The sequence below is a fragment of the Flavobacterium hungaricum genome (genome assembly GCF_015182285.1).
Taxonomy (GTDB): Bacteria; Bacteroidota; Bacteroidia; order Flavobacteriales; family Flavobacteriaceae; genus Flavobacterium; species Flavobacterium hungaricum.
Window position 1 is genome coordinate 92,593 of sequence record NZ_PRDM01000003.1, and the last position, 25,984, is coordinate 118,576.

At 35.8% G+C, this 25,984-nt stretch carries 28 protein-coding genes; 7 read left to right on the plus strand and 21 right to left on the minus strand.

Features of this window, described 5'->3' with window-relative positions:
* Nucleotides 1-146 precede the first annotated feature (146 nt).
* From C4F50_RS13750 to C4F50_RS13780, 7 genes are all read right to left on the minus strand, one after another.
* Entirely contained in the window at nt 147-599 is a 453-nt protein-coding gene (locus C4F50_RS13750; protein WP_194139232.1) for a DoxX family protein, read from the minus strand.
* A 57-nt stretch (nt 600-656) separates the two neighbouring features.
* On the minus strand, nt 657-1,223 hold the full coding sequence (locus C4F50_RS13755) for a Crp/Fnr family transcriptional regulator (RefSeq protein WP_194139233.1): 567 nt from the start codon (nt 1,221-1,223) through the stop codon (nt 657-659).
* Between the two features lie 338 nt (nt 1,224-1,561).
* Nucleotides 1,562-2,038, minus strand: coding sequence for a hypothetical protein (locus tag C4F50_RS13760; protein ID WP_194139234.1), 477 nt, complete (start codon nt 2,036-2,038; stop codon nt 1,562-1,564).
* Nucleotides 2,039-2,124: 86 nt separating this feature from the next.
* Nucleotides 2,125-3,309 carry a DUF3570 domain-containing protein gene (locus tag C4F50_RS13765; protein WP_194139235.1) on the minus strand — a complete coding sequence of 395 codons (1,185 nt, stop codon included), beginning with the start codon at nt 3,307-3,309 and terminating at the stop codon, nt 2,125-2,127.
* 18 nt (nt 3,310-3,327) lie between these two features.
* On the minus strand, nt 3,328-3,561 hold the full coding sequence (locus C4F50_RS13770; RefSeq protein ID WP_194139236.1) for a DUF4266 domain-containing protein: 234 nt from the start codon (nt 3,559-3,561) through the stop codon (nt 3,328-3,330).
* On the minus strand, nt 3,558-4,451 hold the full coding sequence (locus C4F50_RS13775; protein WP_194139237.1) for an FAD:protein FMN transferase: 894 nt from the start codon (nt 4,449-4,451) through the stop codon (nt 3,558-3,560). Before C4F50_RS13775 ends, C4F50_RS13770 begins: the two co-directional genes overlap by 4 nt.
* A gap of 40 nt (nt 4,452-4,491) precedes the next feature.
* Nucleotides 4,492-4,926 carry a thioredoxin family protein gene (locus tag C4F50_RS13780; RefSeq protein WP_194139238.1) on the minus strand — a complete coding sequence of 145 codons (435 nt, stop codon included), beginning with the start codon at nt 4,924-4,926 and terminating at the stop codon, nt 4,492-4,494.
* Between the two features lie 294 nt (nt 4,927-5,220).
* Here C4F50_RS13780 and C4F50_RS13785 point away from each other — a divergent pair, with 294 nt between their 5' ends.
* Genes C4F50_RS13785 through C4F50_RS13795 form a run of 3 tightly spaced genes read left to right on the plus strand, consistent with a single transcriptional unit; the run spans nt 5,221 to nt 7,308 of the window.
* Nucleotides 5,221-5,880 (plus strand): BON domain-containing protein, encoded by a 660-nt coding sequence (locus tag C4F50_RS13785; RefSeq protein ID WP_194139239.1) that lies wholly within the window; start codon nt 5,221-5,223, stop codon nt 5,878-5,880.
* A 25-nt stretch (nt 5,881-5,905) separates the two neighbouring features.
* Nucleotides 5,906-6,577: a BON domain-containing protein gene (locus C4F50_RS13790; RefSeq protein ID WP_194139240.1), complete on the plus strand. Its 672-nt coding sequence runs from the start codon at nt 5,906-5,908 to the stop codon at nt 6,575-6,577.
* 20 nt (nt 6,578-6,597) lie between these two features.
* Nucleotides 6,598-7,308, plus strand: coding sequence for an LOG family protein (locus C4F50_RS13795; protein WP_194139241.1), 711 nt, complete (start codon nt 6,598-6,600; stop codon nt 7,306-7,308).
* 63 nt (nt 7,309-7,371) lie between these two features.
* Here C4F50_RS13795 and C4F50_RS13800 read toward each other — a convergent pair whose 3' ends face one another.
* On the minus strand, nt 7,372-8,028 hold the full coding sequence (locus C4F50_RS13800; protein ID WP_194139242.1) for a hypothetical protein: 657 nt from the start codon (nt 8,026-8,028) through the stop codon (nt 7,372-7,374).
* A 153-nt stretch (nt 8,029-8,181) separates the two neighbouring features.
* On the opposite strand from C4F50_RS13800, the gene C4F50_RS13805 reads away from it, so the two are divergent.
* Nucleotides 8,182-8,631, plus strand: coding sequence for a hypothetical protein (locus C4F50_RS13805; protein WP_194139243.1), 450 nt, complete (start codon nt 8,182-8,184; stop codon nt 8,629-8,631).
* Between the two features lie 62 nt (nt 8,632-8,693).
* Here the strand turns inward: C4F50_RS13805 and C4F50_RS13810 are convergent, their stop codons facing one another.
* The 5 genes from C4F50_RS13810 to C4F50_RS13830 all read right to left on the minus strand — a co-directional run bounded on the left by C4F50_RS13810 (nt 8,694) and on the right by C4F50_RS13830 (nt 11,609).
* On the minus strand, nt 8,694-9,524 hold the full coding sequence (locus C4F50_RS13810; RefSeq protein ID WP_194139244.1) for a universal stress protein: 831 nt from the start codon (nt 9,522-9,524) through the stop codon (nt 8,694-8,696).
* A gap of 21 nt (nt 9,525-9,545) precedes the next feature.
* Nucleotides 9,546-10,022 carry a hypothetical protein gene (locus C4F50_RS13815; RefSeq protein WP_194139245.1) on the minus strand — a complete coding sequence of 159 codons (477 nt, stop codon included), beginning with the start codon at nt 10,020-10,022 and terminating at the stop codon, nt 9,546-9,548.
* A 52-nt stretch (nt 10,023-10,074) separates the two neighbouring features.
* Nucleotides 10,075-10,239 (minus strand): hypothetical protein, encoded by a 165-nt coding sequence (locus C4F50_RS13820; protein WP_194139246.1) that lies wholly within the window; start codon nt 10,237-10,239, stop codon nt 10,075-10,077.
* Nucleotides 10,240-10,370: 131 nt separating this feature from the next.
* Nucleotides 10,371-11,039 carry a BON domain-containing protein gene (locus C4F50_RS13825; protein WP_194139247.1) on the minus strand — a complete coding sequence of 223 codons (669 nt, stop codon included), beginning with the start codon at nt 11,037-11,039 and terminating at the stop codon, nt 10,371-10,373.
* Between the two features lie 39 nt (nt 11,040-11,078).
* Entirely contained in the window at nt 11,079-11,609 is a 531-nt protein-coding gene (locus tag C4F50_RS13830; protein WP_194139248.1) for a hypothetical protein, read from the minus strand.
* A gap of 292 nt (nt 11,610-11,901) precedes the next feature.
* On the opposite strand from C4F50_RS13830, the gene C4F50_RS13835 reads away from it, so the two are divergent.
* Entirely contained in the window at nt 11,902-12,339 is a 438-nt protein-coding gene (locus C4F50_RS13835) for an OsmC family protein (RefSeq protein WP_194139249.1), read from the plus strand.
* A 79-nt stretch (nt 12,340-12,418) separates the two neighbouring features.
* Nucleotides 12,419-14,914, plus strand: coding sequence for a cation-translocating P-type ATPase (locus C4F50_RS13840; protein WP_194139250.1), 2,496 nt, complete (start codon nt 12,419-12,421; stop codon nt 14,912-14,914).
* A gap of 3 nt (nt 14,915-14,917) precedes the next feature.
* Here the strand turns inward: C4F50_RS13840 and C4F50_RS13845 are convergent, their stop codons facing one another.
* The 5 genes from C4F50_RS13845 to C4F50_RS13865 all read right to left on the minus strand — a co-directional run bounded on the left by C4F50_RS13845 (nt 14,918) and on the right by C4F50_RS13865 (nt 20,674).
* A complete protein-coding gene (locus C4F50_RS13845; RefSeq protein WP_194139251.1) occupies nt 14,918-16,273 on the minus strand; it encodes an MBL fold metallo-hydrolase in 1,356 nt (451 codons plus the stop codon).
* 1 nt (nt 16,274) lies between these two features.
* Nucleotides 16,275-17,105 (minus strand): ATP cone domain-containing protein, encoded by an 831-nt coding sequence (locus C4F50_RS13850; protein WP_194139252.1) that lies wholly within the window; start codon nt 17,103-17,105, stop codon nt 16,275-16,277.
* Between the two features lie 122 nt (nt 17,106-17,227).
* The gene (locus C4F50_RS13855; protein ID WP_194139253.1) at nt 17,228-18,277 is read right to left on the minus strand and encodes a response regulator; all 1,050 of its coding nucleotides are present in this window, start codon (nt 18,275-18,277) and stop codon (nt 17,228-17,230) included.
* Complete coding sequence (locus tag C4F50_RS13860) at nt 18,274-19,461, minus strand: PAS domain-containing sensor histidine kinase (protein WP_194139254.1); 1,188 nt, start codon at nt 19,459-19,461, stop codon at nt 18,274-18,276. Before C4F50_RS13860 ends, C4F50_RS13855 begins: the two co-directional genes overlap by 4 nt.
* Before the next feature lie 205 nt (nt 19,462-19,666).
* Nucleotides 19,667-20,674, minus strand: a complete 1,008-nt coding sequence (locus C4F50_RS13865; RefSeq protein ID WP_194139255.1) for a PEP/pyruvate-binding domain-containing protein — start codon at nt 20,672-20,674, stop codon at nt 19,667-19,669.
* Between the two features lie 651 nt (nt 20,675-21,325).
* Here C4F50_RS13865 and C4F50_RS13870 point away from each other — a divergent pair.
* The gene (locus tag C4F50_RS13870; RefSeq protein WP_194139256.1) at nt 21,326-21,766 is read left to right on the plus strand and encodes a hypothetical protein; all 441 of its coding nucleotides are present in this window, start codon (nt 21,326-21,328) and stop codon (nt 21,764-21,766) included.
* Between the two features lie 335 nt (nt 21,767-22,101).
* Here the strand turns inward: C4F50_RS13870 and C4F50_RS13875 are convergent, their stop codons facing one another.
* Genes C4F50_RS13875 through C4F50_RS13885 form a run of 3 tightly spaced genes read right to left on the minus strand, consistent with a single transcriptional unit; the run spans nt 22,102 to nt 25,921 of the window.
* Nucleotides 22,102-23,010, minus strand: a complete 909-nt coding sequence (locus C4F50_RS13875; protein ID WP_194139257.1) for an alpha/beta fold hydrolase — start codon at nt 23,008-23,010, stop codon at nt 22,102-22,104.
* 10 nt (nt 23,011-23,020) lie between these two features.
* Complete coding sequence (locus C4F50_RS13880) at nt 23,021-24,760, minus strand: amidohydrolase (RefSeq protein ID WP_194139258.1); 1,740 nt, start codon at nt 24,758-24,760, stop codon at nt 23,021-23,023.
* Nucleotides 24,761-24,799: 39 nt separating this feature from the next.
* Nucleotides 24,800-25,921 (minus strand): DUF1214 domain-containing protein, encoded by a 1,122-nt coding sequence (locus tag C4F50_RS13885; protein ID WP_194139259.1) that lies wholly within the window; start codon nt 25,919-25,921, stop codon nt 24,800-24,802.
* Nucleotides 25,922-25,984: the final 63 nt, after the last annotated feature.

A 25,984-nucleotide genomic window follows, 5' to 3' on the forward strand; every position in this document is an offset into this window, starting at 1 on the left:
GTTCTGGTTTGAATTGTTAAACCCCAGTAAATACTAGGTTTATATGCTATTTAAGAGCAGGCACAGAAAAAAAGTGTACCTCGATTTTAAGCAATTTTTTTGAACAAATATTAGTTTAGAAATAGCATCAAATCCAAATTAGCCTGTTAATATTTTATAGATGAAAGATATATCCAAACGATAAAAAGAATTTGTAACGGGGCTCTAAACCATAGATATCTCAGACCGCTTCCTTCAAAAGTCCCATTTTGATAGTCAATATGCTTTATTGATGCGTAAATATTTGCAGGAAATACCATTATGAAAAATGCGATCAGCAGCCAAGCCGTACTTATTCTGAAATCTGGAATAAAGAGGCCAATAGCCGCGGCAATTTCAATAATTCCCGTCACATAAACAGTCTGTATTTTAAACGGAATAAAACCCGGCAGCATCATCGCCATGCCTTTAGTAAAGATGAAGTGTGCCATAGCGGTGAAAAGCAGCATGACGGACATTGCTGTTCTTGCAGAGAAATAAAAGTCATAATTGCCGCGAAAAATTCTGGTGATCAAAAGCGAAACTGCAAATGCTGAAAGCAATACTATTAATGGTTTCATGTTTACTATTTTTCAGCAAAGATCGGATTAGTGAAACAATGAAACAATGAACCTAAGTTAAGAAATCCGTTTCCTGATTCTGCTTAAAGCCTGGGGGGTGATGCCAATATAGGAAGCAATATATTTGAGAGGAATTTCTTTTATCAATTTAGGCTGTTCGGCAAATAGATTCAGATAGCGCTGTTCAGCAGATTCGTTGAGAAGAGAAAGCTCCCTTAATGACTTTTTGAGAAACAGATCTTCACCTGCTTTCCGTCCTATGGTATTGCCGATTTCTGTTTCGCTGTAAATGCTCTGCAGGTCATTATATGTCAATCTCCAAAGCGTTGTTTTTGTGAGCGTTTCTATATTGTAGGCAGAAGGGGATTGGGTAAGAAACGAATTGTAGCCGCTTACAAAACTGTGCTCAAATACAAAGGAGAAAGTGAGTTCATTTTCTTCTTTTGGCATATAGAAACGAACCATACCCGTTTCAATGAAGGAAAGATGGTTTTCTGTTTGTCCTGCCTTGAGGATATGGTGCTTTTTAGGGAATTCCTCTCTTATAAGCCTTGAACAGAAAAAGTTCCAATCTCTGTCAGTCAGGTTAGCTGTCTTTTCTAAATATTGCCGTATTTGTTCCATTGCCGCTTATTTCTTGATATATGTTAGGCTTTAATAAATTTAAGAAGAAATTTATAACCACAAAAATACAAATTTCTTCATTTCTGGATTCGCTATAGAAAATGGGAGACAAAGATAAGGGGGGCATTTTTATGCCTTATTTATACTGTGTCTTTTTTAGAAAGGCAAACGACTGTTAAAAAATGGATTTAGCTTTTTGTGAGAAAAAGTATGAAGTCGAATTAATCGGTAATCAATCTTGTAAACAATTCTTTCTAAGAAAGATTATTTCTCCCTCAATAATTTTATCAATTCGTACTGAAAATAAATAAAAAAGAGGCTTTTAAGCCTCTTTTGGATTAATGTTTCCCGTTTCCTTTTCCTTTACCATTTCCATTATGGTTCCCATTATCGTGGTGTCCATTGTCTTTTCCTTTATTGTTTCCTTTACGAGGCTTTTGGCCAATTGTTTTTTGGGGCTGGCCTTGATAACCTTTTCCATATTTTACTTTATGGGTTTTAAAATTATCATAAGGTCTGTCACCTCTATAATCGGTTAAGACTACTTTGTATTCGTTGTAAAGATCATAATTTCTGTAAGCAGAGGGAAGTGATCTGGTTCTGACCCACCTTCCGTTGTTTAAGTACATATAATTTGATGTGCTGATATCATAGTAGGTTTCAAGATCCGGCAGGTAATAATAACGAACATCTGTATAACCGGCAGGTCCCCATTCAGGAGGAGTTCCAATATTAACGTTTACTGATACCTGAGCCTGTGTATAACTAAAAGAAAGGAATAATATTCCAATCAAAAAATATTTAATAGTTTTCATAATATTACTCTTTATTCATTAATATATTTGATAGAACAAGAAACGTGCCTAAAAATTATTTTTAGTTTTAAGTGTTTGATTATCTTTTATTTGTATTTGATGTTAATGCTGATAATATCCGAAGTCATATTTGTAGTTCTAGTATAATGACCATAACGTATCTCTAGAGTATTCCAGTGTTTAAGGCCAAAAATTCCGTTTAGAGGTGTAAATTTCATTCCCATTCCAAAGAAACTGCTGTCAAACTTCGATAAATCATAATTGCTGGTATAGTATTCATCAGCTGCGGTATGTTCTCCGTATGGTTTAAAATACTTCGTTCCTGTCTGGGTATAAAATCTGTAAAACGGACTAAGTGAAAACGCTTGGGTTAATTTCACAGGAATTTCAAGATCGGCAGTATGCGCTTTTAAGCTCCAGTCATCAGTGTAATATCTGTAATAAGCACGAATAATTATATTGTCTCCCAAGAAATAACTAGCCCTGATTCCCAATGGAATTTTGAGTCTGGTATCCGGCATTTTTTCCTGATGCACCGATCCATCTGCAAAATAAACTCTGTGGAACGGAAGACTTAAATATCCATTTTGGCTGATTATATCGCCTACAAGCATTACCTGAAGGTTCTTGTTTACAACCTGCGAGTAGCTTAAAGTTCCTGCAAAAGTATTACGGTTGGCGCTGCCGTAGCCTTCCTGGCCTGGAGGACGGAGTTCGACTGGTTCAATTAATTTTAACTGATCTATAAAGGTCTGAAATTTAGCTGTAAACTCTCCGTTTCTGTCTTTTGATTTTTGTGAGAAGCTGATGTTTCCTCCAAAAGACTGATAATCGAACTCAGTTGATGATGAAACCCCAATCCCCAATGTTCTTCCTTTTTCTTCATTCTCTCTCAAATAAGTTAAAGAAGGATAGAAGCGGTTGTCTGAAGAAGATGCAGATGAATTGGCACTCAAATCAATCATATCTGATGATGCTGAGGTATAATGATCAATACCGGCTTCAATATCAAAAGTATGTTTAATTCCAGTTTCTCCGTATTTTACCAGTTTAACATCAATGGTATTGGCAATATCAGTAAGATGTTCAGAACCAATTCCTCCGGTAACAGCCGAATTATTTCCGTCCTGTTTATAATAACTGGAAACCAGATTTACTTCTTCCAGCTTTAATTTTTTGCTTTTGTAACTAGTTGAATCAGCAGGAACATTTTGTGCTCTTGTTTGAAATAGTGCCAATAAAGCAAACCCTGTTATGAATATTCTTTTCATTTTTTTATCGCATGAAAATTAGTTACACCCGCAGCCGCCGCCGCTTTTTCCTGAATTGGCTCCGGAAGCTCCTTCACGGTAGGATTGAAAACTGAGTTCTGTTTTTTCGATTTTCCTGTTGGAAAGCACCATTTCAGAATCGTTGATTTTTCCTTTCTGGTATTCTTTTACCGATGTGCAGGAGGTGAGCAGAATGCCTGTAAAAGCAATGCTGCAGCATAGTACGAGCGCTTTTTGTTTTGGCTTTTTCATTTCAGGTTGATGTTTTTTGAAGTGTAAATTTTGTTGTTGTCGTCTATTATTATACAATATAGATCCGGTATCTGGTCTATTAAAAACAGGCCCGCCTTAATTCCCATAACCGCTATAGGAGTTGCCATTGCATCTGCAAATTCTGCATTAGAAGCAATAATGGTAACACTTTTTATTCCGGTTATGGGCAGCCCTGTTTTTGGGTCTATGGTATGCGAATATTTTTTCCCCTTAATTGTGACAAACTTTTCATAATTGCCAGAGGTTGCCACTGCTTTATTGGATATTTCCATATACGAGAATGCTCCATTTGGAGCGTCAGGATTTGCCACACCAATGGTCCATTTTTTTCCATCAGGCTGCAGTCCCCAGGCTGAAAGATCCCCGCTCGCATTTATAATGCCGCTTTCAACATTGTTTCTGATTAGGATTTGTTTTGCCATTTCAGCCGCATAACCTTTTCCGATTCCTCCAAAACCAATCCGCATTCCTTTTTCTTTTAGAAATACAGTTGTGTTTTCTTTGTCCAGAATGATATTTCTGTAATCAATAAGATGTACCATTTTTAAGGCCGTTTCGGCGTCTGGCAGCGTGGTCATTGTTTTGTCAAAATTCCAAAGACTTTTGTCAATACTTCCATAAGAAATATCAAATGCACCTTGTGTAATTTTTGAAATTCCAATAGACCGTTCGATAAGATTAAAAACTTCCAAATCTACTTCTACGGGCTTAAATCCTGCATTTTCATTAATTAGGTTCGTCTGGCTATCTGGTTTATAAGTAGTCAAAAGTTTTTCAATGCGCCTGATTTCTTCAATAGCGAGATTAATATTCTCATTTCCTTTTTTCTCATTTTCATCTACAACTGTAATGGTAAAGTTGTTTCCCATGAGTTTTAGGGACTGCGAATATTTTTGCTTTTTTGATATGTTATTTTCGGCTTTCACAGATCGCTTTTATTTCGGCAGTCCATTGTTCAGGTGAAGTTTCAGGTTTTCCGTGCCAGGTTTTGATTATTTTGCCGTCAGCATCCAGAAGAAGTGTTAGAGGAAAACTACCTTCTTTATTATAAATCTCGGCTAAATCTTCGTTTCTTTTTACCTGTTCGGGAGTTCCAATGTTTTTCTTTTTTCTTGGAAAATCAGCATTAACGAGTATCAGATTTTCATTTGCCATCTCTGTGAATGTTTGGCTTTCAAGGTAGTCTCTGCGTGTTACAATACAGGGGCCGCACCAGTCTGAACCAGAGAAGTTCAAAAGAATTAATTCGTGCTTTTCCTTTGCCGTTTTTTTGGCGTTATTAAAGTCAGGTTCCCAATTTATAGGAAGCACAGTTAATAACAGGAATAATGTAATTAGCTTCATTTTGGAATTTGTTTTAATTATATACGAAATAACGAATAGTCAGGAATCTTATTTTTTTTTATCGCTTAAGATTTGATTAATATTTCGAAGTTATATAGTTCTTTTTTTCTGAATTTAATTCTTTAAGTTCAGTTTAAAAGTACGTGCTGGCATTTAATTTCAAAATGTTTTTTATCACTTTTCAAATTGATCAGGATCATTTTTAATTCTGTTTTATTACTTCAAATTTGCTTAATGATCCAGGCCTTAAAATGGTTTGGAATTTAGTTTCAGTAAAATTTAAAAATTTTTGTCATGAAAAAAAATAATGATGTTTTACGCAAAGAAGTAGTGGAGGCTATCAAATGGGAGCCTTTGTTGCGCTCAAATGAAATTGATGTTACTGTTCAAGATGGTATTGTTACTCTTGGTGGTATCGTGGATAACTATACTCAAAAAAAAGAGGCGGAGCAGGCAGTTAAAAATATTGCAGGTGTAAGGGGAGTAGTAGACGATATTAAAGTTGATTTATTTTTTTCAGCTATTAAAAGCGACACCGAAATTAATGCTACTGTTAGCAAAGCGCTGCATGAAAATTGGGCTGTGCCTGATCATAAGATAAAAGTTAGTGTAGAGAATGGATGGGTTACACTAGATGGGATTCTACATTGGAATTTTCAAAGAAAAGCAGCTGATAATGCTATTCGATATCTGGCAGGAGTAAGAGGGGTGATTGATAATATAAAAATAGAAGCTGAAATAAAAGACGAAATGACAAAAGAAATAGTTGAGAAAGCTTTCCGCCTGAGCTGGATTCTTGACTTTGATAACATTAAAGTAAGGGTTGAAGGCAAAACAATATATCTGAGCGGTATTGTTGATTCTCTTTTTCAAAAGGATGAAGCAGAAAGAATTGCATGGAATACGCCTGGTGTATGGTATGTAGATAATGAGATTGTGGTGGAGTTTAATTAATAGCCAAAAAACTAATACCTCAGATATGAAAAGTAATGAAGTTTTACAAAGAGAGGTGCAGGAAGCAATTAAATCAGAACCGTTGCTGCATCCAGCAGAAATTGGCGTGATAGTAAAAGAAGCAATAGTGACTCTTACAGGAAATGTTGATTCACTTGTGAAGAAAAAAGAGGCCCTGCATGCTGCCAGGAAAATTAAAGGTGTGGGTGCAATTGTAGATGAAATCAAGGTTTTTATTGAAAAGTCTGCTGTGATTTCAGATCAAAAGATTGCTGAGCAGGTTGTTAGTGTTTTTAATGAAAATCGTATTATACCTAAAAAAGCTGTCTGCATTACAGTAGAAAGCGGATGGGTTACTCTTGACGGAATTTTACCTTGGAATTTTCAAAGAGATATCGCTGCGGAACTTGTCGAAAATCAAAAAGGAATAGCAGGAATAACAAATAATATTAAACTTAAGAGGGAAACATTTCATCCTGTAGAAAAAGAGTTACTAGAGAAAGCACTTCAAAGACATTGGGCTCTTGATGTTGATGAAATAAATATTGAGGTTGCAGGAGCGACGGTTCAATTATCTGGAATTGTGGACTCTCTTTTTCAAAAAGAAGAAGCTGAAAAAATAGCTTACAAAACTCCGGGAGTAATCAAAGTGATAAATCATTTAAAAGTCAACCTGGAACAGCCTTATTTATGTTAAGAAATTTAAAGATATAAACCATGAAAAATGCAAAACCTCGCATCGATTTGTCAGAAATTCAGTTTTTAGAAGGCCCGCAGTCGAGGTTAATCGAGCTGAAATTTATTTTAGTTATTTTGTGGGAACTAGTGAGATGCTTCAGAAAATTGTACACTGTTGGTCCTTGTATTACTTTTTTTGGATCTGCTCGTTTTAAAGAAGATCATCCTTATTATGAATTTACAAGAAAAGCCGCCGGTGAGTTTGCTAAACTTGGTTTTACTATAATGACAGGAGGTGGACCAGGTCTTATGGAAGCTGCAAACTTGGGAGCAAAACAGGTTGGGGGAAAATCGGTAGGCTGCAATATAAAACTTCCTATTGATCAGATGCCAAATTCGTACCTCGACAAGTGGGTTGTGGCAAAACATTTTTTCATTCGTAAAATACTTTTAGTAAAATATTCCTTTGCCTTTGTAGTGATGCCAGGTGGTTTTGGAACGCTGGATGAATATTTTGAAGCGCTTACGTTGATACAGACCGGAAAGATTAAAAACTTTCCTATTATTATATTCAACAAAGAATATCATAAAAATCTAATTGAACATATTAACCTTATGAAACAGCAGGGAACTATAAACGAACTAGATTCCAAATTATTCTTGATAACAGACGATATTGAAGAAGCTAGACTTTTTATAATGGAGCATAGTATTAAACATTACGGTCTGAAACCAAAACTTCAAATTTAAATTTTTATATCTTTTAAAACAGTTTAAATCAAATTCTACAGTGCTAGCAGAGATTTGTAACTGCTACAGTTTTTTGTCCTTTTGTTTATAAAGATTGATGATTACATTATGTTCCAGCATATCATTTATTATTAATCTGCCATATTCATGTGCAAGAGCTGGAGCACTAAAAGGATTAAAAGACTGGGTCTTGGCTGAATATACTAATTCTTGATTTGGCATTACAAACAGGCTGCTTTCCCAAAAATAATAAGTGTTATTTACATAATATCCGTGTTCATTTATTTTACTATATATGGCATTATAATAAACATCAAAATTATTAGTATCGGTTTCTGCAGCGTCAAACATGCTTTTAGGGGCATGGTAGTTTTCTTTTTGTTTGTCAAGCAGTACAATGGTTAAAACAGCAATAATTCCATTTTGCTTTAACTCTTTTATTATCTCTTTTTGATCCTGGCCCTCATATGTTTCAAAATTATAAATATCGGTGGATGCAGCAGCATCGTAGCCAAGATTACACAATTCGTCAGCCAGATGATTTTCCATTTTCTGCTGGAGTCTTTTATCAGATTCTGGTATTAACCCAACTACTATAATCCGGCCATGCTGCAGACTAGATGATGTTTCTGTCGAGTGCCAGCTGCCGGTGATATTTGAACTGGAACATTGAACAAAAAAGACTGAGAGTATTAAAAGATTCCATGCAGGTGGTTTCATATCGTTTTTAGTATTAGAATTTGTTTCAATAAGATAAAATTACGATTTCCAGCTCGATCAAAATATGACCACAATCACCATTTGAGAATATAAATTTTAACACGGTGGAATACTGCTTCAATGAATATTATATAAATTTTAAACAGCAAAAGAATGAATGCAAAATTTAACATCTTGGGTGCTATAACTTTATTGTTATATTCCTGCCAGAATAAAAACTCTTTAAGTGGAGAAGTCCCTAATACAGATTCATTAATGAAAACAAAAAACATAGACCAGCAGACTCTCCAAAAATGGTTTTCATTTAATAGAGAATCAGATAGTATAATTACATCAGCTGAGTTAATTATCATCGATCAAGAGAAAGGTATGGAGGAGATACAAGGAAAAAATAAAAGCAGAGAGAAGAGACTGCATGAAGCGAAATACCACCTTGAAGAATTAAAAAGAAGAGTTAATTATATTAAGGAGTATGAAATTAGCACTGAAAGTTTTAATTCCTCAGTTGTACATACGTTAGATTCACTGCAATTAGATTATCTCCAGGAAAAACTTAAACTTGAAGCTTCTTTATGTGAATTTCAAGAGTTTACTATGCCGTGAATCGGTTATCTGGTTAAACAGCTGCAGGAAGATCAGATATCAGATTGTTTTTGATCTTCCTTTTATTTTCTAAACACCAGCATAGGGGTTTTGGTGTCAAAGCCCTTTTCTGAAGTTTTAATAGATTGAAAAAGCTGTTCAAACCAGCTTCGGTCTTCTTTGGCAAACATGGTTATGATGGAGGGTTTGGCTCTCATAATATCAATTTGAAGGTGACGAAGTAATGATACTTCAGGATTTAGCTTTTTAAAATGAAAATGTAGAGTATTGGATTTATATTGATTTTCTATTTCATGTAGTTTTTTATTGATTTCTTCCTCTTCTGTAAAGTAATCATAATGATATATAGAAATCGGAGCATTAAATTCTGCAGCAAACTTTTTAATTAACGGCAATTCAATTTTTATGTCTTCAATATCAGATGGATATAAGACAGAATTTAATTGCTTCATTCGGTAATGTCTTGGTACAACAAGAATAGGAATAGTAGAATCGTGTAAAATTTTGCTGGTATGGCTGCCTAATAGCTTATTGGCCAGACCACCGCCTCTGGTGCTCATGCAAATATAATCGGCTCTGATTCTTTTTGCACAGTCCAAAATTGCTTCATTTACCGCCAGCTTATTTTCGACTATATAATTAATATTTTCTGGTTGTTTATGGGTTTGCCTGTAAAGAGTATGTATAAATCTTTTTAAGCTTTGTTCTTGCATTTTAGTGTCAGGTTCCGGAAGGCCGACAAAAGTAACAGCTGAAAAAGGGTCAATGATAAATGAACTGTTTACATAAAGAAATGTAAGTTCGTAACCTGCTTGTGCAGCAAGCTGTATGGCAAAGCGTACTGCCGGTTTGGAATTATAGGATAAGTCTGTTGTGACTAGTATTTTTTTCATGTTTTCTAATGATTAATGTTGTTAATTGGAATCAAATTCCATTTCATTTACATATAAGTTTACTTTCTTCCATTGTCTGCGGCTAATTTTAGCCGTATCAACGTCCGTAGTCCAGTCTAATCCAGGAAATAATTTTAACCGGTTGATGACGCGTTTTTTGTATCCAAACGCAAAACGATCCCCGCGCATCTGGAATTCTATAGTTTTGTTGCGGTTGCCTCTGTTTTGGTAAAGAACGGTCTGCGTTTTCCAGTCGCCTCCCCAAGTTAGAAAAGATTGTATGTAACACAGACATCCAACAAGTAAGATTGTGAATACTCTTGACTTTATAGTTTTTAATTTTCCAAAAAGCTGACCTGCTATAAAAATAAATGAAATTGCGGCGGTTAATAATATTACAAAATGTATAATAGAATTATTGATATATAAATCTGTATAGCGATTCATAAGCAGTAAAACCGATGTAAATAGAAATACGGTATAAAGCAAAGTTTTCATTGTCTGTTATAGTAAAAGAAATAAAGTAAAAACACAAAACTGTCTTTAAAAATTAATGAACATTATTTACATCAGACTCCTCCTCTAAAAGATCAGAAGAGCTGTTTAGATCTTTCTCAAAAGCTTTTTTGGCTTTGCTGTTTAGTCTGAAAACATAAATCATCATAATGAGTACAACAGCACCGCTGACTGTTAGTATAATCCAGCTTGGTTCCATGATATTGATTTTTTTAAGTTAATTTTCGCTTGTAGTACGATTATCGAAATAATGTAGTCTGTTCGGGAGAACCTGTATCTTCTCAATCTATAAAAAAGTAAGATATAGATAGCAGAGATTCTTTCAATTTTTTACAGTACTGGAGTATATTTATGTTCTACAGCCAGCTGATTATCCACAGCCCATATACCGGGCGTTTTCCATACTATTTTTTCCGCCAGATCTTTCTGGTAAATGGAAGATACTGAGCCCGTCAAGATGACTTTTGTGCCCTCTACCTTAATGAGAATGTTTTCAGAATGTAAGGTCCAGTTACTTGACAAGGCTCTTTTTATATTGTGTTTCTCGATTTCGTTTTGTATTTCGGCTTTTATCTTGATATGATTTGTCAGACCTCTAACCCCTGAAAGATGTCCAATAGATTTTTCGGCGGCTTCTTTTTGATAGTTCCAGGTAACATGTCCCTCAAGGGTAACCCATCCTTTCTCTACTTTAATCTGAATTTTTTCCTGAGGAACATTCCAGTTGTCCGTTAAAGCTTTTAAGGCATCAACGGCAATATCCTCATCTGTTCTTATGCTGTTGGAGTATTTTATTTCAATTTCCTCTACAACAGCTTTTACGCCATCGACATTTTTGGCGGCGTTTTCAGCTTCGATTTTTTTATAGTACGCATCGACTGTTCCCATAAGAGTCACAATCCCGTCCCTGGCAGTTACGCCAATTTCTGCCGCCTGGAGCTGAGGTTCCCATTTGATAGCGTTTTGCACGTCTCTTTGTAATTCTTCATTTGTTTTCATGGTGTTGTTAATTAGAGTGTTAGATAATTTTATTTTCCGCTAATAAAACTCCAGTGTTTCATTATCTAAAAGAATTTGATTTTCTTTTTCACCTGGAGAATTTTCTTTTGGAATATGTATTTGCAGCAATACACGCATTTTATCTATTTCAGCAACAGTTTCATTTGCACAGAGCATAAACTTTCTGGCTTTTATCTGAGTATGATATTTTATGGTTGTGTTTTTTGAAAACGCTGCAATTATTAGTGGTATTATTGAGAGTATAAGTATAATTAAGCAGGCCGCTATAATTGGAACTCTGAGATAAGGCAGTCTAACAATCAGGTTAAAAAATAATAAAGTGCCAAATATGAGACCCGACAGACCAATGGCAAATAATCCTGTGACACTCCATTTTTCCATTCGGTCATAAATATTATGATAACCTAAAACATTTTGTTCTGTGTAACAATCCATTCCTATAATAGAGAGCTTTGTAATATCATAACCATTTTTTTTGAGTGTTTTTATGGCCTCCTCAGTCTGTTGCTGTGTTTGATAATGCGCAATAAAAAGTTTTTGATTTTTCATGGTTTTTTATTTTTTAGTTAGTAACGACAGCTAGTATTGTAAAAACTGTTTTGCAATTTCAAAACTGTTAAAAATACTTTTTCGAATAGTTTGATTTTGTTTAGTAAAAGTGCATAAAAACATTAAAAAGTAAAATGATCTTAGTCATTCACGAAACTATTTGTTGTTTAAATTATTTAATGTCTGGTAGTGGAGAATGTGACTAGAATCATTTTTTATAGTATGCTAATAGTTTAATTTAGTAGAACACATGCCTCTAAAGAAATATATATATAAGAGGAAAAAAAGTAAAATGGAAGCTTCACAGGAATTTCAGGTAGATTTGCATTGGCACGAAAATCAAAAAGCAATCTTAAGTGCTGTTATATTTAATGATGCTATAGAAGTGGCTTCGTATTCTTGTTTAAAAAAATCAGATGAAGCTGCGTGGTCGGCAGAGCATTTATTTATTGCTTCTGTAGCTAGTTCGTATATGACAGGATTTTTTAGAGCAGCAAAAAACAAAGGTCTTACATTTAAAAATTATACAAGTACAGCCCGGGCTTCTATACTTATATCTGATGAATTTTCAGAGATTACAGATATTGTAATTAAACCAATAGTAGTGATCGCAGAAAAGAATAAGATTAATAGAGTTTTGAAAATATTGTCGATCTGCAGGGATCATAGTTTAGTTTTAAAGGCTCTAAAAGTTAGACTGCACATATTTCCTTCAGTTATAATATCCTAATATATTTTTAAATGATAATTTATTAGGATCTTTAATATATATAATACTGAATTCCAGCCTAATTTTATCTCACGATAGTATGAATACAAACGAAAAGGAGTTAAAAGGACTAAGTTTTAATGAAGTAATAAATTTAAGAGAAAAATTTGGAACCAATACTTATAGTTACAAAAAAGATAACAGGTTCCTGGCTTTTTTAAAAAGTATATTTGGAGAACCAATGGTTCTTTTATTACTCGCTGCTTCAGGAATTTATTTCATAAATAAACAATACAGTGATGCTGTATTTCTTTCAGCTTCAATTTTATTAATTGTTGCCATTTCATTGTATCAGGAAAAAAGAAGCCGGAATGCTCTGGCAAAGCTTCAAGAATTTACACAGCCTTTATGTAAAGTGATTAGAGAAGGGCAGCAGCAAAATATCAAAACACAGGATATTGTGGTGGGAGATTTTGTAATTGTCGAAGAAGGCGGTTTGGTGCCTGCTGACGGAATTATTGTGCGGTCTAATGATTTTTCTGTAAATGAATCGATACTGACAGGTGAATCTATGGCTGTTTTTAAAGATTCGGAAAAGGAAGATAATAAGGTTTTTTCAGGAACCAATGTGGCCGGTGGTCTTGCAATAGTAAAAATAACAGAAATAGGAGACCAGACAAGGCTGGGTAAAATAGGGAGCAGTCTGGAAGCTATTGCCGAAGAAAAAACACCATTGGAACTTCAAATTGGAAATTTTGTAAAAAAAATGGTTTTTGCCGGGGCAGTAGTTTTTATTTTGGTATGGAGTATTAATTATTCCAGAATAGGCAGTGTTTTAGAAAGTCTTTTGATGGCACTAACTCTGGCTATGAGTATTTTACCAGAAGAAATTCCGGTTGCTTTTACAACATTCATGGCATTAGGAGCCCGCAGGCTTATGAAAATGGGTATTGTTGTCAAACAAATGAAAACAGTCGAAACATTAGGCAGTGCCACAGTGATATGTACGGATAAGACCGGTACCATTACGCAGAATAAAATGGAACTTGCAAAGCTTTATCTGCCTTCAGGTTCAGAAGTTAATGCTGATACTTTTACGCAGTTAGAGGAAACAAAAGAACTGGTTGCTACTGCCATGTGGGCAAGCGAACCCATTGCTTTTGATCCTATGGAAACAGCACTTCACAACAGTTATAAAAAATTTACCGACAAGGATAGGAGAGTCAGTTTTAAAATGATTCATGAATATCCTTTATCAGGCAAACCGCCTATGATGACGCATATTTTTGAGGATGAATCTGGCAATCGAATTATTGCGGCAAAAGGAGCGCCAGAAGCCATATTAGAAGTTTGCCATCTTACAAATGAAGAAAAAGAAAGGGTAACGGCTGCGATGAATAAACTGACCGAGAAAGGTTATAGAGTGCTTGGCGTTGCGGCGGGAAATCTGCAGGGGAATAATTATCCGGAAACACAGCAGGAAATTCCATTTGATTTTAAAGGTTTAATTGCTTTTTACGATCCTCCGAAAGAGAATATTAATGAGGTCCTGCAATCATTTTATAAAGCTGGCATAGCAGTAAAAATTATTACAGGAGACAATGTAAAAACCACTAATGCGATTGCTCAGCAAATCGGTTTTAAGGGAGGGGATAAGTCTATTACGGGGGATGAACTTATGAGATTGAGTGATGCTGAACTTCAAAATAAGGTAATGCATATTAACATCTTTAGCAGGATGTTTCCCGATGCCAAACTGCGAATCGTAAACGCTCTGAAAGCAAACGGGCAGATTGTTGCCATGACAGGAGACGGCGTAAATGACGGTCCTTCGCTCAAGGCGGCACATATAGGGATTGCAATGGGGAAAAAGGGAACTTCAATAGCAAAAGATGCCGCTTCGCTAATTCTGGCAGAAGACGACCTTTCTAAAATGGTTGATGCTGTTGCTATGGGAAGAAAAATCTATACAAATCTAAAAAAGGCAATTCAGTATATTATTTCCATTCATATCCCTATAATCCTGATTGTATTTCTGCCGCTTGCGCTGGGATGGATTTATCCCAATATATTCACTCCGCTTCATGTAATTCTGCTGGAACTTATCATGGGGCCAACCTGCTCCATAATTTATGAAAATGAACCCGCAGAAGCAGATACCATGCAGAGAGGCCCAAGGTCTCTAACAGCAACATTTTTTAATGCAAAAGAACTTGCTGTAAGCATTTTTCAGGGTATCGCTATAACTTTAGGTCTGCTGTTTATCTATCAATGGTCCATTCATAATCAGGGAAACGAACAGACAACCCGAAGCATGGTTTTTCTGACGTTAATTACAGCAAACATTGTGCTGACACTGGTAAATAGATCTTTTTATTATTCAATCTGGGTTACCCTGCTGTATAAAAACAAACTGGTTGCTGTGATAATAAGTATTACAGTGCTTTTAGCGATCGTATTATTTGCCGTGCCTTTTCTGCGTTCTTTGTTTAGTTTTGAATTGATTACTTTTTATCGGCTGCTGTTATGCATTTTAGTGGGTTCAGTATCTGTTTTATGGTTTGAGGGAATAAAATATCTTAGGAGAAATAAATGATTTCTAAATTTCTATTTCACTTCCCATAAACGGAACAGTGCATTTAAAACCATATCTATCCTGGATTTTAATTCTTAGTTCTTCTGCCGGAAGGTTTTCTCCGTGAACTAAATAAATACATTTTGGATTGTTTTTAAGAGCAGAAAGCCAGTTTACCAAATCTTCCTGATCGCCATGCGCAGACATTCCTTCAATTTGTGTAATTTTAGCTTTTACAGGATAATATTTTCCATAAATTTTAATTTCATCAGCTCCATCAAGAAGTTTTCTTCCGCGAGTGCCTTCTGCCTGATAACCCACAATTATAACAGTAGTTTTTTTAATACCTATATATTTTTCAAAATAAGACAGTACGCGGCCACCGGTAACCATACCGCTTGCGGCAATAATTACTTTTGGCTGAGGATCTTCAATAATGCGCATGGTTTGATCGAATTCAGAAACGATTCTGAACATTTTGAACATTTCATGGCAATCATTGGCAGAGAGTTTATGCCACTGCATATTTTCCAGAAAAATATCAAGTACGCTGGCCCCCATAGGAGTGTCAAGGATGTAAGGGATCTTAGGTATTCTTCCTTCTGTTTTAAGTTCCCATAAAAGATACATTATGGATTGTGCTCTCTCGACAGCAAATCCTGGAATAATTACGGTTCCGTTTTGGTCAATAGTACTATTGATATAGGTTTCCAGCTCTTTTTTTACATCGAGATCTGGATGCAGGCGATTGCCGTAAGTGCTTTCTAAAAAAATGTAATCGGCCTTTGAAGGTTTTGTTGGCGGAAACATTAATACGTCATCATCCCGCCCAATATCGCCCGAAAAAATTAAGGTTTTCCCCTCCAGAGTCAGTGTAATACTGCAGGCACCAATAATATGTCCGGCAATTGAAAAAACGGCAGTAATATTATTCGCTACAACAATTGATAGATTGGGCTGTATTACTTTAAAAAAGGGAAGAACATTTTTTGCCTGAACTACTGTGTAAAGAGGTTCTGCTTTTTCATGTTTAGAATAATACTCTTTGTTGGCTTTATCAGCTTCTTCTTCCTGAATCTTTGCACTGTCTAAAAGAACGAGCTGTGCTACTGCTTTAGTTGGGCTGGTGCAGTAAATTTTCCCAGCAAATCCCTGAGCGACCAGCCTCGGAAGCCAGCCGCAATGATCCAGATGACCATGTGTTAGCAGCACATAATCTATAGTTGAGGGTAAAATTGGCAGCGGTTCCCAATTGAGTTCCCTAAGTGCTTTAAGCCCCTGAAAGAGACCGCAGTCAACTAATATTCTAACACCATTGCTTTCTATCAGTGTTTTGGAGCCTGTTACAGTTCCAGAACCTCCTATAAATTTAATTTTCATTTTAGATAAGTTTACAAATTTGTGAAGCTTCTTTCAATACATTTCGAACCCGGTTTTCGCTAAGCCCAATTTTATGAATACTATGAGAATCGTTAATAAGATCTTTTACAAGCAGCTGATCCAGAATTAATAATTTTTCCTTTTCTACCATTGATAAGGTTGTGAGGCAGGTAATAGGGTAGAGCGCCGCTTTATCAATTTTACTTTTGATGTTATTATCTTTTGGATAGTCCCAGCTTAAAAGGTTTATGCCGCTGCAGTTTGCGAAGTTTTCAGCATCTTTAGTAAAGCGGTTATTGGTCACTATAATACAGGAATTAATAGTTTCGCTGTTAGAAAAAATAGTATGCGTTTTCACTTTAAGGTCATTAAAACGAGAAAGAATGTACATCGGAACTTTTACATCAGAAGAACCTTCTCTGCTGCTGTGAAATTTACATTCAATCATCGAAATTAGATTCTCTTTTTTTATCATTACATCTACTTCATGCGAGACACATTTTCCCTGCAGCGTTAAGTTGGTCCTGGTTTTAAAACCTTCGGCAGCATATAATCGTGCAATAAATTTTTCAAAGAAAAAACCAGCCGGACCGAGCATCTGTAAGGCAGAACGGAGGTTATACCGCGCAGCATGGCCATTCGAAGCTTTTTTTAAAATAACAAAAGCCATTTTGTATATCTGTTTGGTCGTTATTCCCTCGTACATTTGGCTCTGTATTTGAGCCAGCGATTCTTTAATGAGTTCTGGGGCAGCACCCGATTTTTGAAGAGAAAGCCTTAATTTTTCTATGTCGAAAGGAACAACATGCCCTGAGTGCTTAATTACTTTCATAAATTTTTAGTTGATCCCATTACGTAAAAAGTATAGGATTGTTCAACCAAAATTATAGCAGATTATCTCGAGAAGGGATGATCAAAATCACTTAAAAAAATGATTTTGATCATAATGAAAGATTAGTTTTTTATTTTGCTGAGTTTATCTAAGTTAAGTACATGAATGGTACTGGCTGTTTTCTCGATCAGTCCTTCTTCTCTAAAGTCGCTTAAAGTACGACTTACCGTTTCAGGAGAAGTTCCTGAAAATGCCGCAAGGTCATCCCTGCTGAACTTGATGCTGGAGCCATCCATCCCGTGCTGTACTACTAAATGGACAATACCCTGGGCTATTCTCTTACGCACTGACATATAAGCGATCTGCAAGAGGCGAACCTCTTTCTCTCTCATATCATTGGCTAGAATTTTAATGAATTTTGCGCCTACATCCGGATAAATAAAAAGGAGTTTATCGAGCTGTTCGGTTGGAAGAAAGCTCAAAACGGTTTCCTCTAAAGCTATTGTGGTATCATTATAAGTGTCATTAGAAAATAAAATACTGATGTCCAGGTAATCATTTTCTTTATATACCCCTGTTATGAGTTCGCGCCCGTCTTCGGTTAATTTTACAGTCTTTACTTTACCGCTTATAATGTAATAAATGCCTGTTACATGATCTCCCTCATAATGAATATACTGGTTTTTTTTATAATGCCTTGTACTTCGTTCCAGCATTATTTCCTTGAGTTTTACCAGTCCATCTTCTTTAGAAATAAGAGTGTTGAGGTTTTCAGCCGTTTGTCCGTAAAACAGCTGCTGTAATTCTTGTTTTTTCAACCTCGCTTCTATAGCCCGTAAAAGTTCTAAATCGTCAAAAGGTTTAGTGAGGTAATCGTCTACTCCGAGTTCCATACCTTTACGAATATCGGCTCTCTCTGCTTTTGCGGTTAAAAATATTACAGGTGTTGTCTGTGTTTCGGGATTCTTCTGAAGAATATGTAATACTCCATAGCCATCCAGTTCGGGCATCATGATGTCACATAGTACAATATCAGGTTTTATTTTTAGGGCTGTTTCTACTCCGGCTTTTCCATTGTCGGCTGCATAAACCTCATATCCGGATAGTTCCAGTATTTCAACAACATTTTCTCTAATATTGTCATTGTCTTCGATAATAAGTATTTTAGTCATAAACGCGGCAGTTCAATAGTAAATAAAGTTCCTTTGTTAATTGCACTTTCAAAAGAAATGGTACCATTCATCAGGGATACATATCGTGAAACAATGTGCAGTCCAAGACCTGTTCCAGGTATATTTCCTGTATTATGAGCCCTAAAGAAAGCTTCAAATAAGTGTTCATGATCTTCTTTGGGTATGCCAATGCCGTTATCCTTTACATTTATAATGATCTCATTGGGAGTCATTGCTGTCGAAAGTTCAATTTCAGTTTCTTCACCAGAATATTTAATCGCATTAGAAACCAAATTGATAATACAGTTTTTGAGCAGGTTTTTATCTAATTTTACTAAAGTGACTGCTGTGTTGGGAATGCTTATTATTTTTTGCCTTTTTTTGGTAAGAAGCTTTAATTCACCTATGATTTCCTTTATAAAATCCTGAAGATCAAAACAGGATATCTGGAGTGTAATTTTATTAGATTCCGCTTTTTCAAGAAGTAGAAAATCATCCAGAATAGTGGTTAGGTTTGAAACGGCGCTTTTAATTTTCCTTATGTGTGTTTCAATTTTGGGGTTATTTAAATCTTCTGAATAGCGCTGAATCAAAGAAGTAGAAAGATGAATGGTACTTAGTGGTGTCCTGAATTCATGGGAAGCCATTGATAATAGGCGGCTTTTAATTTTACCGAGTTCTTTTTCTTTTTCCAGTGTACTGCTGACCTCTTCCTTAGTCTGGGTTAATGCGGCAATTGTTTCATTTAGCGAATGGGTGCGGTCTTTTACCAGTTCCTCCAAATGCTGCGTGTACTGCATGAGCCTGTTTTCGGCTTCTTTTTGGTGGCTCATGTCGTGAATGAAACCCGCAAAAATTCTTTCTCCTTCAAATTTCACTTCGCTCACTCCAAGTCGGAAGGGGAAAATATTGCCGTCTTTTTTTCGGCCGAGCACATCTCTGTCATGGCCAATAATGTGAGGAATTCCGGAAGATTTATAACTTTCTATGTAGGAATCGTGTTTTTCCCGGTCGGGAGAAGGCATCAAAAGTGAAATGTTTTTGCCGATTACTTCTTCGGGATCATATAAAAAAAGCCGGCAGGCAGAAGGATTTATAGATTCTACAATTCCCTTTTCGTTAATTGTAATGATACCGTCGATTGCATTATCAATAATTGCCTTTAAAAGTGCTTGATTTTTCATGTTGCAATCGGTTTTTGGTCTAACAAATGTCGCAAAATGTTTTTGATAACCAATCTATTACTGCTTAATTTTACTAAAGAAAATATTTGTCTGTGATTGAAAATTATTATTAACCAATATATGGATTTTCTAATTTTTACTAGCTGGCATAATCAGAATCCATTTGTAAGCAGCTCTTAGAAGTCATCGATAGCGGTTTGGTCTTTCAATGAACCTTTTCAGTACTGGTTTGAACAATGTAAAGTGTTTGGTCAATACCATCTTTAGCCCATTCAAAGCTGATGGGTTTTTGGTAGTAATTTTCCATGATAATCGCCCAGCTGAAAAGTTTTTCAATTTCATGATCCTCTAGAACAAATTTGAGGCAGCATTTTCCTGGAGTAATTTTTAAAGCGGTTGAATTAATACCAGCAGGATTATCATGGTATACCAGCATTTTATTCTTTGCGCCGAGACTTTTTTCGATTATTGTTTTGCAGTTATTTTCAATCGAAGATTTACAAATGAGAAACTCATCAGGATCTACCATGGTTTTTACTATAGTTCTGCCCAAGCCCCAAGTACCTGCAATGTAGAGAACTCTTGATAATCTTGGCTCAGATGAAACAGTAAAGCCTATACCAGAACAAGCCAGATCTGAGCGAACCATCTGCTGTATTCCTACAGAAAGAAATACTTTATCATGATCAAAACCTTTATCAAGTCTGTATTTGATTGCTCTGTCTGTATAAAGGGATGCAAAACAGCATTTAACGGCATATATAAGCGGCATAGTTCCTTTTATATTTAAAAATGAATCATGTTGTCCAGCAAAACTAGCATTGGCCAGATCTTCTGCCGTAGCACTGCTTCGTACGGCGACGGTCATTTCATTATCTTTGGATAAGTCTGTATAAGCAGATGAAATGGCAGTTTGAAGATCCAGCGGGAATTTTGCATCCAGCAATAACTTTCGGGCTTTTGAACCGATTTCATTTAAGTTCATAAAATCTTTCTTATCCAGAAGTTTCATCAGCTCATCTAATCGGGCATTTAGATTATTATACTTTATAAAATCTTTATAAGCAGTTGTGGTGATTGCAAAACCATTTGGAATTCTAATTCCCTGCGGAATAAGATTGTTATACATTTCACCCAAAGAAGCATTTTTGCCACCTACTTTACTAATATCATTTATCCCTATCTGATTAAATTTTAAAATATATTTTTCCATTTTTAATTGTTTTTAGACACTCGTATTAATGGCTTTTATTTATTTAATAAAAATAAGTTGATGTGTAATTATTGGAAATGACGGCAATCATCTATTAATTTTTTTTAACTATTTATGATATGCAGATATGTGATGCATATCATTTTACATCGCTAAATAATACATGACATTTGTAGAATAGGGGATTATGTATAAAAATAAAGTTAGAATTGGATCCTATTATAACTAGTTACGTTCTATTTTTTATAATTGAAAAATTTGCAATATAAAAACAACAAAAGACACAACAGAAAAGTATATCAGTTTTTGTAAAACTTCGAAAAAAAGACAAAAATGTTAATGAATATTGGAGTGCTAAGGAACTTTCTAAACTGCTGGGGTATCCTAAATAGAGTTTGTTTTTGAAGGTATTGGATAAGGCAAGAGCAGTTTGTATTAATGCTGGGCAGGAAACAGAAATACATTTTAGATATTTTAGCTTGATAACATCTCTGTGTGATGATTGCACTAAAGTTCTTGAACCAGTAGGTCAGTGGCTGCGAAATAGAAAATAATTATAGAAAGATTTCTTTTTTTAAATTAAGGAATGAGACTGGCCGGCAATGAGCTTTTACAATAATAATCGGAGCAAAAATTAAATAAGCAATCAATATGAAAACAAGATTCTACATAACAGCTGCTTTGGCAGTACTTCTTTATTGCTGCCAGCAGAAGGACTGGACAGACTCAAGTGAAAATGGTATCGATATAGATAAATATGAAACCTCTGGCATAAATGATAATCTGCTTAGAAAGTGGCTCTTATTAAACAGAGAATCTGACAGTATAATTAAATCGGCACAGCTGATTATTCAACAACAGCGAATACTAATAGAAACTCATCCGCCGGATGAGCGCGAGTACCTGAATACATGCATTGAAGAGGCTCAGCAGCAGCTTGACCTATTGAAGAAAAAAGTAAAATTTACTAAAGAATTTGCAGGTGGTATTAAACAGTATGACCCATCTCTGCAGTTTACCATTGACTCATTGGAAGAAGACTATATGCGGGAGAAATATAAACTGGAAGATGCATTAAAACAGTTGAAATAGTGCGTATTGCCCACAAAATTCAGAGTAGTTATTTTGGGATTCATTTATAATTTATGAATTTGTTTTTTAGATTCCTGAAGTAAAACTAATATTGAATTATCTGAATTTTCAGTAATTTAAGAGTCTTTATGTCTTTTTGAAGGGATTATTTTCGTAGTTATATACTATTTTAATTTTTCGACCATTGACGTAGCCACATCTTAATATGCTTTTAGCATCATTGTTTTCGGCTATTTTAATCATTGCCGGATTAGTAAAATAAAGAAAGGGAGTTATTACTTTAAACAGTAAAGACAGTAATTTAATTCTGTTTTTACATCTTGAATATTTTATGATTAATCTTGTTTTGGTGATTTTACTTCATCAGAAGGAGTGTTAAGTATAAATTCTACTATTAGGCGTTTGATATCATTCCCTTTTTCGTTCAGCATATTATGACCGCATAAAGGCAATCCTACTAACCATGTTTTAGGTCTCTCTTTGGCTATATTTAAAGCGCTTTCAGGGACTGCAACCCGATCTAATAAACAAGTTATGACTAACATTGGCGCTGTACCGCCCGTAGACCACTGTTCTTTTGGTGTGGCATCACTAGACTTAGCTTGTTGTCCAGCTAAGGTTGGAAACTCGCCTTGTGCCTGATCCAGCAATGCCAAATGCTCGTTACCTGGAGCATACATAAGCTGTCCTTGTAATTTAAGCCATTCTTCTTTGCTGATTGAGGGATCCATGTAGCGTTGATACAGCGCCATAGTCTCTGCAGATGGCTGTGCTTCACCGCCGGCACCAATTAAAACAATACCCAAAACACGTTCGGGGTGATCTTGTGAAGCGGTTCTCACCACGCGATTTCCATACGTTTTTCCAGCCAGGTAAACTTCTTTCAGACCGAGGCCGTCTGCCACTTTCCAAAGATCATCTGCATAATCATGGAGTGTTAGTTCCTCAATTTTTCCAGTGCTGGCCCCTAAGGTCCGGTAATTGTAGGTAACAACTTTGATTCCTTTTGATGCAATTGCCTGAGCGAGTTCATCGAGCTGGATTGCCGGCCTGCCATTACCGGCAGCCATAATTAAAGCGGCCGGACCATCACCAAAAACAAAGGTTTCGATTTGAATACCATTTGCTTGTATTAGCTTTCTGATCCCCTTTGTATTGTTTTTTTGGGAGTATCCAAATGTTATTGTCAACAAAATATATAATGTCAGCAAAGGCTTTGAGGCACTGTGATATAAATTTTTCATTTTACTTTTTTTACTTTTTAAATATCGTTTTTCCTTCTTTAATGGATTCTAATATTTGAATGGTGTTAATATCCATAGAATTAATTTTCAATGGATTTTTATCCAAAATCACCAAATCGGCCAGCTTTCCTTTCGTTAATGTACCCTTTGAGTTTTCTTCGAAATATTGTATTGCAGCCCATTCTGTCAGTGTTTTCAATCCTTCGTAAGGAGTAATTCGTTGGTTTGGCCCCAATATTTTTCCGCTTCTGGTGACCCTGTTAACCGTTGCATCCAGTACTCGCATCGAATTAGGGAAAGTAACCGGTGCATCATGATGGGAAGTGGTGATAAGTCCTGCATCTATTGCATCTCTCATCGGCGAGATATAATCGGCTCTTGGATGTCCCAAAACGGATTGGGCATGCCAATCGCCCCAATAAAAAGTGTGCATTGGGAATAATGACGGGATCACTTTTAGGCGGACCAATTCAGGAATTTGATCTTTACGCAATGTTTGTCCATGAATAAGTACTGTTCTGTGATCGGGATAATTGTATTTTTTTTCCGCGAGATCAATTGCTTTTAGATACTGGTCAATTGCAGCATCGCCATTGGTATGGCACAATAGCTGCCATTTATTTTTGAAGGCAAGTGCTACATAATCATCCGCCTGTTGATCGGTCATTACGCCTTGTCCTTTATAATCTGCCTTTTCACCTGCAGGCGGAATATGGTAAGGGTGGGAGAGCCATGCAGTTTTACCTTGCGGCGAACCATCCAGCGTTAATTTTACACCGCCAATTCTGTATTTATTTTTATAGTGATGCGTGGGGCTGTAATAAGGGCTTTTCATAATTTTTTCTACACCCAGCGCAACATCAGGATAGGAAACAATATCTAAATAGAACTTTTTGCTGTTTGCTCCATCTTGTAACTGTGACATTTGCTGCAGAGTAGCTCTGCCTTCTTGTACCGTCAAATAACCATTTTTAGCATATTCAACCAAGGCTTTATCAATAAATATACTATTGGCTTCTGCATCTCCTTTTCCTAAAATTGGAAATAGAACGGCAAAAAAAGCACCTTCTTCCAATACACCGTTTGGTGTACCATCAGCATTTCTACGATATTTTCCACCTACGGGATCTTTGGTGTCCTTATTGATGCCTAATGTTTTCATCGCATAGGAGTTAAGCACTCCTAAATGTCCTGATTGATGTACGATAACTACTGGTTCAGTGGTACTTATTTTATCCAAATCAGCAGCTTTTGGGTGGTCCGCTTCTTTGAGCTGGGAATCATCGTAGCCATTTCCTAAAATCCAGCCAAATTTTTTAAGCATCGTTTTACCGTCTTCTGAATTTTTATATTGGTTCACTGCATTGATAATTGAAGCAAAATCGGCACCGGGACCATCCGGAGGCGGCAGTAAATTAGCGACCGATGCGGTAAAACCAACATTAAGAAAATGGCTATGGGCATCTAAAAATGCCGGGAGCATCGTTTTTCCTTTCAGATCTACCATAATGTGTCCGGATCCTGCTTGTTTCATGGCTTCGGCTTGATTTCCTACAAAAAGAACTTTGCCGTCTTTAACTACAATCGCCTCGGCATAGGTGGGCGTTTTTCCTTCCATGGTGATGATGTCTCCATTGTAATAAACGGTAGCTTTATTGCCTGAACTTTGATCTGCTGCCAATTTTTCGTCTTTTTTGCAGGAGACCATCAACATTGCAAATGCCAATATTGATAAGATTGAATTTTTCATAAGCTTATTAGTTAATTAAAATAGTAAATCATTTGATTTTTATTGTTTCACTTCTACTAATTCCGGGCATTTCCAAGTTCCATTCAAAATTTCTTTGTGAGGCCTGTAGAGGCGAATCATATAATTCCATCCCTTTGTAATGTATAAAAAGTTGGGCTGGTTTGGATCTCCTCCAAAATTTATGGTTACGCTGCCATCCGGATTCTTCTTGGATGTTATCGAATTGAAATTATAGCTATTGTATTTATTTACTTCATAGTATCCTTTTTCATTGTATAAAGAAACAGACCAAAAAGCATCAACAGGAACATCTTTCAGAGTCAGGGTATAAGCAGTTACACCATCATCTTTAGGTGGATTTAAATTAAGATAAACAGCATCTTTTTCTGGATTTCCACCGTAACCTCCCGCTGTTCCTAACAGTTGTCGTACTTGGGTTACTTCCCATTCTGTGCCAAAAGCGGCTTTACTGTTAGGTAAATCTTTGGCCAATGCCAAAAGTAAATTACGCGTTTTTGTAAGACTCTCCTCATCCCAATCGGGAATTTCCAACTTGCCCGTACTTGCTTGTTTGACAACAATGGATTCTTGTATTGCTGTGACTATTTTATTGTCTTCGGGACTATTGGGGTCTGCCAAAGTTCTAATGGTTATATGAATAAATCGGGTACCAACATTTTCTCTGGTCAAGGTATAATTGCCCGGTTCATAAAATACCCGGATATAGGAATCTTCGCTGATCACCATCATCGATATAAAACGTCCTTTGGTGTCGGGTATGGTGATGGTGAGCGGTGAGCTGAGATCAAAAATCCCATAAGAATATCTCGTATCGCGATTGGTGCGAATTATGGATTGATGATTAACATCCGCCGGACCACTGTTGTGGCATAATTTACCAAAGCATCCGTCATTTGTTCTGATTTTAAAATAGTTATCAGTTTCGGCACGGACAAAATTATCGATTGTTACTTTTTGTTTTCCATTGGGCAGGGTAATTGGATCAAACAGCTTTTGGGTGTTCTTTTTGGGTGGTTTGCTAAAGGTGTTAATTGTGAGACTCAATTTTTCAATTGTTTTACTTTTATTAGTATTCTGGCTGTAAGCACTAGTGAATAATACTATGCACGATGATAAAAGGATAGATGTTAAGATTTTCATACTATTTAACTGTTTAATTGATTAAAAATCTGTATGCAAATGATTAAAAATTATTATTTAAAT

Excerpts from the sequence above, each read along its gene's own strand:
- C4F50_RS13800 (WP_194139242.1), bottom strand. The coding sequence starts at position 8,028 with ATGAAACCACCTGCATGGAATCTTTTAATACTCTCAGTCTTTTTTGTT.
- C4F50_RS13870 (WP_194139256.1), top strand. The coding sequence starts at position 21,326 with ATGAAAACAAGATTCTACATAACAGCTGCTTTGGCAGTACTTCTTTAT.
- C4F50_RS13755 (WP_194139233.1), bottom strand. The coding sequence starts at position 1,223 with ATGGAACAAATACGGCAATATTTAGAAAAGACAGCTAACCTGACTGAC.
- C4F50_RS13885 (WP_194139259.1), bottom strand. The coding sequence starts at position 25,921 with ATGAAAATCTTAACATCTATCCTTTTATCATCGTGCATAGTATTATTC.
- C4F50_RS13760 (WP_194139234.1), bottom strand. The coding sequence starts at position 2,038 with ATGAAAACTATTAAATATTTTTTGATTGGAATATTATTCCTTTCTTTT.
- C4F50_RS13815 (WP_194139245.1), bottom strand. The coding sequence starts at position 10,022 with ATGAAAACTTTGCTTTATACCGTATTTCTATTTACATCGGTTTTACTG.
- C4F50_RS13880 (WP_194139258.1), bottom strand. The coding sequence starts at position 24,760 with ATGAAAAATTCAATCTTATCAATATTGGCATTTGCAATGTTGATGGTC.
- C4F50_RS13830 (WP_194139248.1), bottom strand. The coding sequence starts at position 11,609 with ATGAAAAATCAAAAACTTTTTATTGCGCATTATCAAACACAGCAACAG.
- C4F50_RS13860 (WP_194139254.1), bottom strand. The coding sequence starts at position 19,461 with ATGAAAAATCAAGCACTTTTAAAGGCAATTATTGATAATGCAATCGAC.
- C4F50_RS13765 (WP_194139235.1), bottom strand. The coding sequence starts at position 3,309 with ATGAAAAGAATATTCATAACAGGGTTTGCTTTATTGGCACTATTTCAA.
- C4F50_RS13805 (WP_194139243.1), top strand. The coding sequence starts at position 8,182 with ATGAATGCAAAATTTAACATCTTGGGTGCTATAACTTTATTGTTATAT.
- C4F50_RS13825 (WP_194139247.1), bottom strand. The coding sequence starts at position 11,039 with ATGAAAACAAATGAAGAATTACAAAGAGACGTGCAAAACGCTATCAAA.
- C4F50_RS13875 (WP_194139257.1), bottom strand. The coding sequence starts at position 23,010 with ATGAAAAATTTATATCACAGTGCCTCAAAGCCTTTGCTGACATTATAT.
- C4F50_RS13835 (WP_194139249.1), top strand. The coding sequence starts at position 11,902 with ATGGAAGCTTCACAGGAATTTCAGGTAGATTTGCATTGGCACGAAAAT.
- C4F50_RS13865 (WP_194139255.1), bottom strand. The coding sequence starts at position 20,674 with ATGGAAAAATATATTTTAAAATTTAATCAGATAGGGATAAATGATATT.
- C4F50_RS13810 (WP_194139244.1), bottom strand. The coding sequence starts at position 9,524 with ATGAAAAAAATACTAGTCACAACAGACTTATCCTATAATTCCAAACCG.
- C4F50_RS13845 (WP_194139251.1), bottom strand. The coding sequence starts at position 16,273 with ATGAAAATTAAATTTATAGGAGGTTCTGGAACTGTAACAGGCTCCAAA.
- C4F50_RS13785 (WP_194139239.1), top strand. The coding sequence starts at position 5,221 with ATGAAAAAAAATAATGATGTTTTACGCAAAGAAGTAGTGGAGGCTATC.
- C4F50_RS13790 (WP_194139240.1), top strand. The coding sequence starts at position 5,906 with ATGAAAAGTAATGAAGTTTTACAAAGAGAGGTGCAGGAAGCAATTAAA.
- C4F50_RS13780 (WP_194139238.1), bottom strand. The coding sequence starts at position 4,926 with ATGAAGCTAATTACATTATTCCTGTTATTAACTGTGCTTCCTATAAAT.
- C4F50_RS13795 (WP_194139241.1), top strand. The coding sequence starts at position 6,598 with ATGAAAAATGCAAAACCTCGCATCGATTTGTCAGAAATTCAGTTTTTA.
- C4F50_RS13770 (WP_194139236.1), bottom strand. The coding sequence starts at position 3,561 with ATGAAAAAGCCAAAACAAAAAGCGCTCGTACTATGCTGCAGCATTGCT.
- C4F50_RS13820 (WP_194139246.1), bottom strand. The coding sequence starts at position 10,239 with ATGGAACCAAGCTGGATTATACTAACAGTCAGCGGTGCTGTTGTACTC.
- C4F50_RS13855 (WP_194139253.1), bottom strand. The coding sequence starts at position 18,277 with ATGACTAAAATACTTATTATCGAAGACAATGACAATATTAGAGAAAAT.
- C4F50_RS13850 (WP_194139252.1), bottom strand. The coding sequence starts at position 17,105 with ATGAAAGTAATTAAGCACTCAGGGCATGTTGTTCCTTTCGACATAGAA.
- C4F50_RS13750 (WP_194139232.1), bottom strand. The coding sequence starts at position 599 with ATGAAACCATTAATAGTATTGCTTTCAGCATTTGCAGTTTCGCTTTTG.
- C4F50_RS13840 (WP_194139250.1), top strand. The coding sequence starts at position 12,419 with ATGAATACAAACGAAAAGGAGTTAAAAGGACTAAGTTTTAATGAAGTA.
- C4F50_RS13775 (WP_194139237.1), bottom strand. The coding sequence starts at position 4,451 with ATGGGAAACAACTTTACCATTACAGTTGTAGATGAAAATGAGAAAAAA.